Origin of the sequence: Marinobacter maritimus, assembly GCF_007671675.1 — a bacterium.
Lineage (GTDB): Bacteria > Pseudomonadota > Gammaproteobacteria > Pseudomonadales > Oleiphilaceae > Marinobacter > Marinobacter maritimus.
In genome coordinates, this window is sequence record NZ_VCGW01000002.1 from 754,819 (window position 1) to 766,682 (window position 11,864).

Annotated in this window: 12 protein-coding genes; 4 read left to right on the plus strand and 8 right to left on the minus strand. The window is 48.8% G+C overall.

Annotated elements, in window-relative coordinates:
• Positions 1–10: 10 nt before the first annotated feature.
• The 3 genes from FFI90_RS10545 to FFI90_RS10555 all read right to left on the minus strand — a co-directional run bounded on the left by FFI90_RS10545 (position 11) and on the right by FFI90_RS10555 (position 3,326).
• The gene (locus FFI90_RS10545; protein WP_144777967.1) at positions 11–379 is read right to left on the minus strand and encodes a hypothetical protein; all 369 of its coding nucleotides are present in this window, start codon (positions 377–379) and stop codon (positions 11–13) included.
• 9 nt (positions 380–388) lie between these two features.
• On the minus strand, positions 389–775 hold the full coding sequence (locus FFI90_RS10550; RefSeq protein ID WP_144777968.1) for a hypothetical protein: 387 nt from the start codon (positions 773–775) through the stop codon (positions 389–391).
• A 166-nt stretch (positions 776–941) separates the two neighbouring features.
• Complete coding sequence (locus FFI90_RS10555; RefSeq protein ID WP_144777969.1) at positions 942–3,326, minus strand: DEAD/DEAH box helicase family protein; 2,385 nt, start codon at positions 3,324–3,326, stop codon at positions 942–944.
• A 353-nt stretch (positions 3,327–3,679) separates the two neighbouring features.
• Between FFI90_RS10555 and FFI90_RS10560 the strand changes: the two genes are divergently transcribed.
• From FFI90_RS10560 to FFI90_RS10570, 3 genes are read left to right on the plus strand one after another with little or no spacing between them, the layout of a single operon-like run.
• Positions 3,680–4,231 carry a recombinase family protein gene (locus FFI90_RS10560; RefSeq protein ID WP_144777970.1) on the plus strand — a complete coding sequence of 184 codons (552 nt, stop codon included), beginning with the start codon at positions 3,680–3,682 and terminating at the stop codon, positions 4,229–4,231.
• A gap of 57 nt (positions 4,232–4,288) precedes the next feature.
• Positions 4,289–4,759, plus strand: a complete 471-nt coding sequence (gene radC / locus FFI90_RS10565; RefSeq protein ID WP_144777971.1) for a RadC family protein — start codon at positions 4,289–4,291, stop codon at positions 4,757–4,759.
• Between the two features lie 31 nt (positions 4,760–4,790).
• Positions 4,791–5,342, plus strand: coding sequence for a hypothetical protein (locus FFI90_RS10570; protein WP_144777972.1), 552 nt, complete (start codon positions 4,791–4,793; stop codon positions 5,340–5,342).
• Positions 5,343–5,417: 75 nt separating this feature from the next.
• Here the strand turns inward: FFI90_RS10570 and FFI90_RS10575 are convergent, their stop codons facing one another.
• Positions 5,418–5,768, minus strand: coding sequence for a hypothetical protein (locus tag FFI90_RS10575; protein WP_144777973.1), 351 nt, complete (start codon positions 5,766–5,768; stop codon positions 5,418–5,420).
• A 137-nt stretch (positions 5,769–5,905) separates the two neighbouring features.
• Here FFI90_RS10575 and FFI90_RS10580 point away from each other — a divergent pair, with 137 nt between their 5' ends.
• A complete protein-coding gene (locus FFI90_RS10580; RefSeq protein ID WP_222120509.1) occupies positions 5,906–6,187 on the plus strand; it encodes a helix-turn-helix domain-containing protein in 282 nt (93 codons plus the stop codon).
• A gap of 138 nt (positions 6,188–6,325) precedes the next feature.
• Here FFI90_RS10580 and FFI90_RS10585 read toward each other — a convergent pair whose 3' ends face one another.
• Genes FFI90_RS10585 through FFI90_RS10600 form a run of 4 tightly spaced genes read right to left on the minus strand, consistent with a single transcriptional unit; the run spans position 6,326 to position 11,857 of the window.
• Entirely contained in the window at positions 6,326–7,150 is an 825-nt protein-coding gene (locus FFI90_RS10585; RefSeq protein ID WP_144777974.1) for a DUF3037 domain-containing protein, read from the minus strand.
• Positions 7,150–7,950: a HipA family kinase gene (locus tag FFI90_RS10590; RefSeq protein WP_144777975.1), complete on the minus strand. Its 801-nt coding sequence runs from the start codon at positions 7,948–7,950 to the stop codon at positions 7,150–7,152. Before FFI90_RS10590 ends, FFI90_RS10585 begins: the two co-directional genes overlap by 1 nt.
• Before the next feature lie 36 nt (positions 7,951–7,986).
• Positions 7,987–8,712 (minus strand): M48 family metallopeptidase, encoded by a 726-nt coding sequence (locus FFI90_RS10595; protein WP_246123478.1) that lies wholly within the window; start codon positions 8,710–8,712, stop codon positions 7,987–7,989.
• A 4-nt stretch (positions 8,713–8,716) separates the two neighbouring features.
• Positions 8,717–11,857 (minus strand): type I restriction endonuclease subunit R, encoded by a 3,141-nt coding sequence (locus FFI90_RS10600; protein WP_144777976.1) that lies wholly within the window; start codon positions 11,855–11,857, stop codon positions 8,717–8,719.
• Positions 11,858–11,864 lie beyond the last annotated feature (7 nt).

Genomic DNA, 11,864 nt, shown 5'->3' on the forward strand with positions numbered 1-11,864 from the left:
CTACCCCTGATCAGCTTCCTGATTTGTTATTCAAGCGAGCTTCAGCTTCGCTGTACGCGATTTCCCAAGTGTCGTCAGATTGGGGCATACCATTCGGGGCAAGTGGTGTTACACCCTCGTTACGGCGCTTCTCCGCGACCTTGGCAACGTGATCGGCTGATATTGGGTTAATACCTCGACGGCGGTCAGCAGCACACGCTATTGAATCGTTGTAAAAATCGTATTCTTCCGGAAATTTATCGATATGAATTTTCCTCGCAAGTGAAGCGATTTCGGCTTTCAGACGGTCTTCCCGATCAATCGCTTCAATTTCGGAGGTATTCTTTCCGGCGCGGGCTTTCTGGCGCTTGCGGGCTTCTTCAGCTTTAAAGCGGTTCATAGATGCACCTCACTTGATAGAAAACAGGAATGTCATGGCGTTGTGTTCGCTGGTCGTTAACACCCGTATATCGGCTGTCAGGGCGTCACGGCGCACGTCGAAGATTTCACACATGGGAAGCTGATAACGCAGTTCGGTGAACCACTGTCGGAAGAAAAATGAAATTCCGACATCCAAATCCAGATGACCAGAATGGATTAGCAATTCGACCCGAATAAAGGCTCCGGGCGAAAAACGTTGTGATGTGATTTTTGAATCTTCGGAAAATACGGGACTGCGGAAAATTAGTGCGTTGTAGATGTCGTGGCGAAAACCAAGAATCGTTGAATCAAAATCGTAGGTGATGGGCGTGAACCCGTGTTCCACCAGAATCGCGGGGAATTGAGAAGCAATCATTTGCGTACCTTTGGTTGTTGGCTTGCCAGATTTCTTTGCCAACCGGTATCGCAACTCAGGTCTCATTATAACCTAACTGGGGTTTCAGTTCAGTACGGAAGCATCACCCGCTGTGAGAACGTGACCGGACGTTGAGCGACTGGTTGTCCCAACGTCCTTCACATGGTTAAGCAGCTTTTGCCGAATAGCCCCCTTTTTCTAGTGCTGCCAATGCACCTTCAATGTGGCTGATAAGATTGTTGTCACCGGTTGCCAAGCTCCACAAATGGCTTTCCACTTGATCAGGCGAGCAACCGTGCTGGGTTACCAACGCGACCGCGAATGAATATACGACACCACGACGCCCACTGATCATGGCGTTAATCTCTGCTTTCCACGCTTCAATCGACTTGTGGTGTATTTCTTTTGATTTGGCATCCAGCTTGACCACCTTCGCTTGTGTCGATGGTTTGATTGCTGTGCGCAAGTATTTGTCAGGATCGATAGCATGGCGTTCTACGTCACGTGTAGTACAGCCATAAGCCTTAAAGTAGTGCCAGTCCGGATTCGCAGCATTCGTTGATGGAATATAAAAGGACTGAACCCCGTTGCGACAGGCACGATCCAGACCAGATGTTTCCTCATCAAAGCCGTTCAGTTCAAGACGATAAACGATAGAGTCGTACACTGCGTGATGAGCTTCCAGACTGGTTGCCGGTTGCTTGTACAGCATGATTACTCGAAAGCGGTTGGGCTGTTTTTCACTCCGGCTGAAACTGTTAAAAATCAGAAATGACCGTTTGTTCCCGCGTCCTGCTTTGTTCCAAAATATGTCGTTGAAGTCGTCAATGGAAAGTTCACCATTGTCGAAATCTAGGATCATCATCGATGATTCCAGAAAATTGACCTTCTGCCGGAAACCTTCGTCTTCGCCATTCCGCTTCAAAAAAACGGTAGAGTTGATCATAAAGTTGGATGTTTTATCTTTGATCACATCTTTCGAGAACGAGCGCATTAATCGCACAAACTCGTTTGGCTCGAAGTAGTCCAATGTAAACTGCTCTGTATCCGTGTCATAGATCGTCGGATGAAAGGTCACTGCGTACAACGGTGCGGAGCGAGCATCCTGTTCTGCCATCTTTTCGCGTAATTCCTTAGGAATTAAAGGGAATTCCTCAAAATGTGGCAAAACACGGCGAAGCCGTTTTTCTGCATTGGCTTGCCGATGCAGTTGACGAGCGGTTATGGCTTGCTTCTTCTCAAATTCCGGATCACCTATCCACTTCATTGAGACCGTGCCGAAGGCACGTGCCAGCCGCTCAGCGGCGGCATACTCTGGGACGATACATTCAATCACTTGCTTGGAGCTGGGATCACGAAGGGCTGTGCGCATCAGCGCCTGATAGATAACTTCGTGGATTGTCGAATCTTTGATCATCTCGTCATCCAGCCCTAGCTGATTCAACATGGACAGATGTCGTGGGGCGCGATTCAAAGCAACTGGGAAATAAATGAGGTTGTGATTCATGTACTCATTTAACCCATGAGAGATCACCGGGATCTGAATTCCATTGGAGTGCCCGCGAAGCTTTCCGGTATAGTCGTTATTGATGGCATACAGAAATTCACGGTCACCAATGTAATCCAGTGCCGCTTTGTCCAGCCCATCCATCCACGTGCGACCGCCTTCACCCAGTTCTTTACCAGCGAGGTACTTTGAGAATCCGCGCCCTTTGAGCAAGTAGTTGATGCGCAGCCGCTCACCAGTTTCTGGTGGGTGCTCAGTGAATCGAAGGTTTTGGTAAATCTGGCGATTACGTTTGAATTCAGTGTCGTGATATTTGAATAGCCACTGGTAGAGCAGTGAGTCTTCAATATTGGCACCCAGCAGGGTGTTGCCTTCAAACAACTTGGGGTTAAGCATCGAAAGAAAGTAGATGCGTGTGCAGGAACCCTTTTTGCCAAACTTGCGACGTTCACTGAAATCTGACCACGTTTTCAAGTCAACAAACACGTCCCGACAGGGCGTCAGCACGTCATTCAGGAACGAATAGATTGTTTTGGTCAGGTCATCCGGGCGGTTCAAATGACGTTTGAGCATATCTGGATCAACAGGGATGACGGTTGCCAGTGTTTCATTCACCGTTTCACCCAGCTGGACGTATTGGGTCAGTTCATCCATGTGCTGGCGTAGATCGATGGCGTAAAAATTATCCACCTGTGGGACTTCATCAATGATGACCTGCCAGTTTTGCCGGTTTTCAAAGAAGGGTAGGTTCTGATAACTCTGCCATGTGATCAGTAAAACCGTGCCGGATTCCTCTGCACAGGCTATTTGATTCATGATTGCACCCATTACATGGTGCTTATCCGTCTCACTGGTAATCAAAACTGGCTTCAAGCCGTGCTGTTCCAAATCGAGCGCGGTTTGATTTAACAGCTTGATTGAGGGGGCAACATACAACCTGTTGCAGCGTGTTCGTTGCTGCATCAGGTGCTGGCAGGTTGAATAGGTTTTTCCGCTGGAGCATGGCGCAGATACTATCCGCACCACATTGTCTGTATGTGGCATTTCTCACCTTTATTGTTGTTATTTTTTAGGTTGCCGCTGTTATCGCGGTCAAAAAATCATGACCGAGAATGCCAGGCAAGTCAAAGAAAAATCGCTTTAAATCAAATGTTTATAATTGAGTTCAGTCAACTTTAAAATTGACTGAATTCAACTTCCGGCTTTTTACATGAAGCTAAACGCCTAATCTGTTTCGATTCGGTACGCCGAAAACGGTGTCATCGTTGACTACAGTCAGCGAGTACACAATCAAACCTGTCGCATTAAACCCTGTTCTGGGGTAAAGTAGACACTTCTCCGATGAATCTAAAGTTATAAATGACACATGGCGAATTCATCCGAATAGGGAATGCCTAATGCAGTTCATTTATCGCCGTGTTTCAACCACCGACCAGAAATCTGACCGCCAGTTGCCAGGACTTCAAGCCGACCGAGAATTTGAAGACAAGCTGACCGGAAAGCATACCGACCGCCCACAACTTCAAGCCATGCTGGTGACGCTCCGCGCCGGTGATGTGGTGCACGTACATGAACTGTCACGACTCGCGCGCAACGTAAAAGACCTTTTGGAACTTGTGGAACGCATTACCGGTGCCGGTGCGACCATTCGCTTCCACAAAGAAAACCTCACCTTCCAACCTGAATCCAACGATCCATTCCAGCAACTCATGTTGTCGATGGTCAGCGCCATTGCACAATTTGAGCGCGAACTGATTGTTCAGCGTGTACGCGAAGGGGTTGCTATCGCCAAAGCTGAGGGGAAGTACAAGGGACGTAAGTCGCGGTTCACCGATGCGCAGGTGGAGCAGATACAGCAAGAATTTCAAACCACATCAAATAAAGTGGAGCTTGCCAAGCGATGGGGTGTCAGCAGGGGGTATTTGTATAAAATCGCGTCCAAAGCATAAAAAGGTGGTGATCCAGCATCACCGGCAAACACTCCTTCCTGTAACTAGGTGACGCCTATGCTGAGTAATACCGCGATTAATCAATCCTTCATCCATGAAAGTGCAATCATCCAGAACGCTCTCGACATTCTGGATTCAAGAATTAAGAAACCAACCAGTTACATCAAAAGCCCCAATGACACCCGTAACTTTCTACGTTTGAAGCTTTCTGAGTTGGAGCACGAAGTATTTGCCGTTCTGTTTCTGGACAACCGCCATGGTGTCATTGCCTACGAAGAAATGTTTACCGGTACGATTGATGGAGCAGCTGTATATCCGCGCGAAGTGGTCAAAACTGCACTTCGACACAATGCAGCTGCTGTCATTTTTGCCCATAACCATCCTTCAGGTATCACCAACCCATCCGAGTCAGACAAGCAACTCACCAAACGCTTAAAAGAAGCATTGTCGCTTGTGGATGTTAGGGTGCTAGATCACCTGATCGTCGGTCATGACATCACTTCGTTTGCTGAACTGGGGTTGATGTAGTAAACCAAAGCTTGATAACAGGGAGACAGCTATGAACGACAGCGCACTTCACCAAGCATGGAAGCATATGCAGGTTCACGATTCCGGAATCATCACTGCACGGTGCGAAAAATATACTGAAGAAGACCATGCGAAACGGAATTTGTCGCTGATAGCCAAATTACGCCACCTCGGATACTTCACCTTGAAGGTGAACGGTTCATATATTGAGTGCCATGGGTCGGATCATGCCAGAGAACTAGACGCCGTTTTGTTATTGGTGGTTGATATAGCTGATTCTGGTTGCCTTGAACAAAAACTGTGTGAGCTGGGTGCAGAGTTTGAGCAAGACTCTATCCTTTTTGTTCATGCCGGTGGGTTAGATGGAAAGCTGATTGATACAAGCCCGCGTTCCATTGGGGAAGTCAAAAAACTAAGCAATCCGCTCTTTGATGAAAACGGAGAAGTCGTAAATCATGATGGTCATCCGTTTTCACTATCTGGGGACAGTCGCATCATCCAGCCGCCGGGTACTCGAAATGGAAAATGGGGATGCGCAGTTGCTGCAAAAACGAAGTGGGAAGAACTGGACGTACCGCAGTAAACCTGTCCACCTGCGCAGTGGACAGGATCGTTGAGTAATTTACCCTAATCCGTATTCCTCAATTGAAAAGTGCGTTTACATGCAGGGGCTAAGCATCAGTGGAGCTATGAACTGCATTGCTTCTGCTTCAGACATACTGTCTGTAAGTCGGTCTGCTTGACCTGTGCCATCAGTATGTTTCATGAACTTTTCATAGTCGTCATCCGACCAACCTGACTGCTCTAAATGCTGGGTCATGCATTCAACGCTGTTCTTATAGTGGGGGGAGTTTTTGAACATGCTGACTTCCGCTGGAGACCCGCCAGCGGTCATTCCGCCCAAAAACGCTTCAGCGGTCTTTCGGGGTGCATCACTGGCAGAACAACCAGATGCCAAGAGTGTTGATGCCAGCCCAGCAGCCAAGACGACTTTTTTCATATTTTTCATGACGTTCCTTATTAGAAAATACTGCTCAAACAGCAAGCTAACTGTAGCAGGTTACTCCGAACGTACATAGTAGTCTGTAGATTAGTAGTGTTCAGAAGGTTGCAATTGTTCGACACCTTGATTGAGGTCAACGACAGTTGCAGAAAGAAGCTCAGCAAAGTAAAAACAAGCCTTGCAGCCCGGAGTTGCTGGATACACTGGCGACCAACATTCGCTGGTACAGAAAAGAAAAAGGGCTTAGTCAGGAAAGGCTGGCGGAACTGGCGGGAATGCACCGAACGTTCATCAGCTTGATTGAGCGTCGCGGGCGAAATGTCACACTCGGTGTGGTAGAGGCTATCGCTGTGCAGTTGGGGGTGGACGTGCCCACCCTGCTTTCGAAAAATAAAGGAACTAGGCTTGATGAAAATTCAGGCTGAAACGCATGGTAGCTTTTATCGTCATTTTCTAATCGCGATTTAAGAAATAAATTATTAGGTATTTTTTAATTTAACTGGCACGGAAAGTTGAAGTGGAAGCGTCATCCGAATGATGCTTCCACTTCAATATAGAATTGATTATTGGATGCTAATTTGCTGACCCGCCATCTCTGATACTAAGCTGAAGTATTTTGCCTCATCTTCACGAGAATTAAGGTTAAAGGCTCGATCACTATAATCTTCAGCCATGTTCAGATGCTGCAATATCTCAGACTCTTTTTTCGATGTGGCTGAGTAAACAAAGTAACATCCAGTATCGTCACCAAGGCGCTTTTTTCCCTCAACGAATGTCATGACCTTCATTGCTGTTTCTTTAAATTTAGCTGTAATGTCATTGACGTTAAAGTCAATTACTTCAGATATATGATACTTGCCATTTTTGAACATGAAATCAGCAAAGAATCCCGGTGCACCTTCAATCGGGTAATTAGGAATTATTTTGTGTTCTGTTATTTCACTCTGATCTTTTCCTAAAACCTTCATTGTCTTGAATCTGCTTTTTATTTTTGTATGAAGCCTTGATTGAACTTCACCTTTCTCTCTCGATGAAAATGGTTTTACGAGGTTGTTAAATAGTGCGGAGACTTTTTTTTCATATTGACCGATATCATCAATGGAGAAGGCTGATCTTTCTGATATAAATACGCCCCCATTAAATGACTTTATGGTTTCATGTTGCAGCTTAGAGTTTTCGATTCCCGAAGTCACTTTCTTATAAAGTTCTTTTACTGCAAGGATGTGCTCATAATTAGCCACTCCATCAAGAATTCGGGCTTTGGCAGGAGCGTTGAGGACTCTAACGTCCACGCCTGTCGGACGATAGACCACCAAGCCAATGTTGAGTATTTCACCCCTTTTGGGGTTTGGCATATATTTTATTAATGTAAAATCAAACCAATGCATTAGTTTACGCTCCCTTTAAGTATGCCAACCCTTTCCTGCATTGATCCATCAGCCCACCAATTTAAGAAATCGTTTCTTTCGTTGCTGTTAAGCCACTGTTCTGGAATTAGTGATAATATTTGATCGATGGTGTCTTTTGGAATTCGAGAGATTTCGTCAAGAGTGTTCTGTGTAACTATCTTGTCAAACATGTCAAACTTCTTAATCGTTACATGACAACGGTATGTGTTCTGAACCGGATCACTCGCTGATTGGTAGTCGAAGGGTGCAAAGGCGTACCAAGCCCGACTATAATCATATGCAAGGGCTATCGTAGAATTGTAGCCGCCGCGAAACAAATAGTTTCCAAAGTGTCGGTCAATATTGTTAATAAAAATATCAAGGGCGTAGACTTTGCTAAAAAAGCTTTTTAAGCCTCGAACAATAATTTCCCCTTGTAAAATCCCAAGAATGACCTGTTGATTTCTTATGTCTAAAGCGCCCCCTTCCCACATAGACCCGAAAGCCAAGGATTCATCTCGCATTTTTATAATATTGTACTCTGGGGTCGCAATCTGGAGTTCGCGCGCAAGTTCATAACTAAATAGTTCCGAGCTTGGTATGTGTCCATTGCCTTCATTCACCGTTTTAATGGCATAGTCCTTGCCGTTGGTTGCTGTCCCAATCGTCTGGCAATCAGCGGTGCCGATATCATTTCTATATATCTCGGTAAGCTCAACCGGAAAAAGCAGTCTTTGTGCCGCATTAGCAGCATTTGAAGAGTGCTGTTCTGTTGCTTTTGACGTTGCTTCCTTGGACATTACCGTAAGTCCTTAATTGTGGTTTGCTGTTGTGGTCTAGATGGTAAGCTGGGGCGCTTTATCCCGCAACCACTCCCGGCACTTTTGGTATTCAGGCATAACCCGCGCCATCTCCCGCCAGAACTCTGGTGAGTGATCATGGCGTATCAGATGGCATAGTTCGTGAATTACCACGTAATCCACCATCCGGTTGGGTGCCATCATAATCAGCCAGTTGAATTCCAGCTTGCCTTTGGCGGTGCAGCTACCCCAACGGGATTTAAAAGTGCGTATCCCAACACCGGCATGTTCCACCCCAACCACCGGAGCGAAGCGTTCAACTTTCTCGGTTAGCTTCTGTTCAGCCTGTCGTTTGTACCAACGCACAAGGGCGTTACGGATCATATGAGGCTGTTCGTTGCCGCCGGGTAGGGTTACCACCAAACGCCCATTCAACAGCTTCACGGGGGCGAAGTTGCCCGTTTCAACCTTCAGCCGGTAGTTACGCCCCAAGTATGGAAACGCCTCACCCGAAACATACTGCTTGGTGCTGGCAGGATTCAGTTCCCGTTGAAGTGCAATCTTTTCTTTGATCCATTGGCGCTTGGTAACCAACAACTGATCAATTTTTTCCGCACTGGTGTTGACCGGCACCACAATGGATACCGCACCTTCTTCCACCCGAATATCCGCCGATTTGCGCCGGTTGGTGCGGATAACTTCGGCAATGAAGCCGTTGCCGTCGCGATATTCAGAACCAGAATCACTCGCCATCGTTATCATGCGCTCACTTGGCACCGAAGCGGGTTTGTGCCAGTTCCATAAAACGATCCTGCACCACGGTCACAATGGCTTTATCACCAAACGAACAATCCAGAACCGCACGTTTGATTTCTTTCTTCATTCGCTTCACTTCATCCAGTTTGCTGAAGAAATCCACAATTTGCGTAGCTTCATCAAACATGCCCACCAAGTCTTGGCTGGTCTGTTTGATTTCATCGTGTACGGCTTCACTGATGGCATCGTCGCCACTGTGGGCGGTCACTTCTGACATCAGAATGTTGTAGAAGGCGAACTCCGTATCCGTCAGTCCCAAATCGTCAGCGGCTTGTGTTCGGGCTGTTTCGATGTTGTTTCTGAATTCAAACAGCAATTCCGCTTGTTGATCCCACTTGCCGTTGGTTTTTTCAATGATGTCCCGTAACCGCAAACTCAGTGATCGATAATATTCGGGGTCTTCGTCCAGATTCACGGTAATGTGGTGCTTGATGGCGCTTTCGATTTCCGAGGCGCGGGATTCCGGTGATTTGATCTGCTCCACCGTCTCCTTGAAGTTCGCTGCCATCAGGTCCACGGGTGGAATTTTTGGGTCTACCCCGGTGCTGATGATGTGCTCATCCACCAGCTGGCGGACTTTCGCCCCGGCATCGCTGATGTTCAGTCCGGGGTCACGGTAGCGATTTCGTGCCGCATTCTGAACCTTACCCCATAACTTCAGGTCCGGGATAAAGGGCTTGGCGGCAGTATCCGGCAGAATTACATCCATCTGCTTGGCGAATTTCTTGAATGCCAGTTCGAACTGCTGACGGGTGTCTTCGTCCTTCAGGTGCAGGACGTAATCATCCACATCCGTGCCCTTAGCACCGGCAAAGATCGCAGCCACACGGGTGTGAGCCGCCTTCAGGCGCGGTATTTCATCCTTCAGCGTGTGGTAGGTGCCTTCCACGTCTTCACTGCTGAACTGGTTCAGAGCGTCGGTCAGATAATCTGAAAGCCCATAGTAATCCACCACGTAACCGCAGGCTTTGCCCTTGTAGGTCCGGTTCACCCGCGCGATTGCCTGCATCAACGTGTGGTCCTTCAGGCTCCGGTCGATGTACATCACCTGGGCAATGGGGGCGTCAAAACCGGTCAGCAGCATATCCTTCACGATCAGGAAACTGGTGGGGTCTTCCTTCTCTTTATCCGTACCCAGTGGCTTGGTGAAGTTCCTGATCACCTGCTTTTGGTGGGCGCTGTCGGTGTACTGGCTCAGGTATGCCGGGTCGTTATGAGTGCCGGAGATAATCACTTCGGAAGGGGGCGCTTCCAAGTCGTCCAGGGTCTTTTTGAATACCGTGGCAGCATGGCGGCTGCCCACCACAATCATGGCTTTGAAGCCGTTGGGCTGAATCTTTTCCCGGTAATGCTTCAGCAGGTCGATACACACCCAGTGAATGCGGGCAGGGGCTTCGCGTACCGCGCGCTCCACACCATACTTCTTCTTGATTTCCCGCTTTTCGTCGTCGCTTTTGTCTTTGAAGTACTCTTCAAACAGCGCGTCCAGTGAATCACCCACCACATCGCTCTGAACCTGGCGACCTTCGTAGATGATGCGCACCGTGGCACCGTCATCCACGGCTTCGTTGATCTTGTACTTGTCGATGTAGCCGCCGAAGGCTTTGTCCATCTTCTGGGATTTCAGCAGCGGTGTGCCGGTAAAGCCGATCTTCGGGGCGTTGGGCAGGGCGGCATTGATGGTCATTGCCAGCCCGCCAAACTGGGTGCGGTGGGCTTCGTCCGCCAGCACAATGATCTTGTCACTGGGGTTCAGGTTGGTAAAGTCGCCTTCCGCTTCGGCATCCTGAAACTTCTGCACCATGGCGGTCACAATGTCGGAAGAATCTTTGGACAGCAGTTCCTTCAGCTTAGCCACGGAGCCAGCGTTGTAGATGGTCTCATTCTGGGCATCGCGGAAGGTTTTGGACAGTTGCCCGTCCAACTGGGTGCGGTCGGTGACGAACACCAGCTTGTACTGCTTCAGCTCCGGGTCACGGCGCATCTTCACCGCCAGCATGACCATCGTCAGGGACTTTCCGGAGCCTTGGGTATGCCAGACTACCCCGGACTTTTCTTTACGTGTGGTGCCGTTCTTAAGGCGTTCTATGACCTTGTTCACTGCCCGGTATTGCTGATACCGCGCCACCTTCTTGATCAGGCGACCATCCTCCGGCTCAAACAGGACGAAGTTCTGGATCAGGTCCAGAAAGCTGGCGGGATTGAACATACCGGCAAGTAATCGCTGCAGAGGGGTAACGTCATCGGAACGGATGTCGGGATCAAGATCGACACCGGACGCAATTTTCTCCGCTGCAACCAGATACTCAGGTGATGGGATATCGCTTACCTTGTGACTGCTAAGGGTGGTGGTAGCGGGCTGTTGCACCATCGCCCTAATATCCGCATCGGTATACGGGTAAGCATCCTTCCAGTCGCCGTAATGCTGGGCGCTGGAACTGATGGTGCCCACCTTCGCCTGGTCCCGGCAGGTAGACACCATCAGCTGGTTGTACCAGAACAGCTTCTGGGCACCTTCGTCGTCTTCCGGGGTGCGCAGGTTGGCGTACCGGCGCAACTGGTTAATGCCTTCGGCTACCGCGTCGGCAACATACGGCGATTTGCACTCAATCACCGCCAGCGGCAAGCCGTTCACGAAGCAGACAATATCCGGGATGATGTTCTGATTGATGCCTTCAACCTTGAACTGGTTGGTGCACAGGAATTCGTTGTTCTCAGGATTGTCGAAGTCGATGACCTTGACGGTCTGCCCCTTGCGACCGGCACCCAGGTCCTGTTCAACGGACAGGTAGTTCACCAGCAGGTCGTAAATGGACTGGTTGTATTCCATCAAACCCGCATGATTGGGGTGGGTGAATTCGCGAATGACTTTGCGCAGATTCTCGTCACTGATCCACGGGTTCAGCCGGACCACGGCAGCTTCCAGGCGCTTGGACAGCACCACGTCTCGGTAGTAGCCCCTTTCACCAACCGGTGCGCCATCAACAGGCAATACCGGCGCAAGGTCTGCACCGGGCACGTAGGTCCAGCCAAGGCGGGTTAGTTGATCAATGGCGGGCAGTTCGACTTTTTCGACTTCATCCTGAAACATAACGGGG

Bases quoted from the DNA above. Each gene is read 5' to 3' on its own strand.
- FFI90_RS10545 (WP_144777967.1), bottom strand. From the start codon at position 379: ATGAACCGCTTTAAAGCTGAAGAAGCCCGCAAGCGCCAGAAAGCCCGC.
- FFI90_RS10550 (WP_144777968.1), bottom strand. From the start codon at position 775: ATGATTGCTTCTCAATTCCCCGCGATTCTGGTGGAACACGGGTTCACG.
- FFI90_RS10555 (WP_144777969.1), bottom strand. From the start codon at position 3,326: ATGCCACATACAGACAATGTGGTGCGGATAGTATCTGCGCCATGCTCC.
- FFI90_RS10560 (WP_144777970.1), top strand. From the start codon at position 3,680: ATGCAGTTCATTTATCGCCGTGTTTCAACCACCGACCAGAAATCTGAC.
- radC (WP_144777971.1), top strand. From the start codon at position 4,289: ATGCTGAGTAATACCGCGATTAATCAATCCTTCATCCATGAAAGTGCA.
- FFI90_RS10570 (WP_144777972.1), top strand. From the start codon at position 4,791: ATGAACGACAGCGCACTTCACCAAGCATGGAAGCATATGCAGGTTCAC.
- FFI90_RS10575 (WP_144777973.1), bottom strand. From the start codon at position 5,768: ATGAAAAATATGAAAAAAGTCGTCTTGGCTGCTGGGCTGGCATCAACA.
- FFI90_RS10585 (WP_144777974.1), bottom strand. From the start codon at position 7,150: ATGCATTGGTTTGATTTTACATTAATAAAATATATGCCAAACCCCAAA.
- FFI90_RS10590 (WP_144777975.1), bottom strand. From the start codon at position 7,950: ATGTCCAAGGAAGCAACGTCAAAAGCAACAGAACAGCACTCTTCAAAT.
- FFI90_RS10595 (WP_246123478.1), bottom strand. From the start codon at position 8,712: ATGATAACGATGGCGAGTGATTCTGGTTCTGAATATCGCGACGGCAAC.
- FFI90_RS10600 (WP_144777976.1), bottom strand. From the start codon at position 11,857: ATGTTTCAGGATGAAGTCGAAAAAGTCGAACTGCCCGCCATTGATCAA.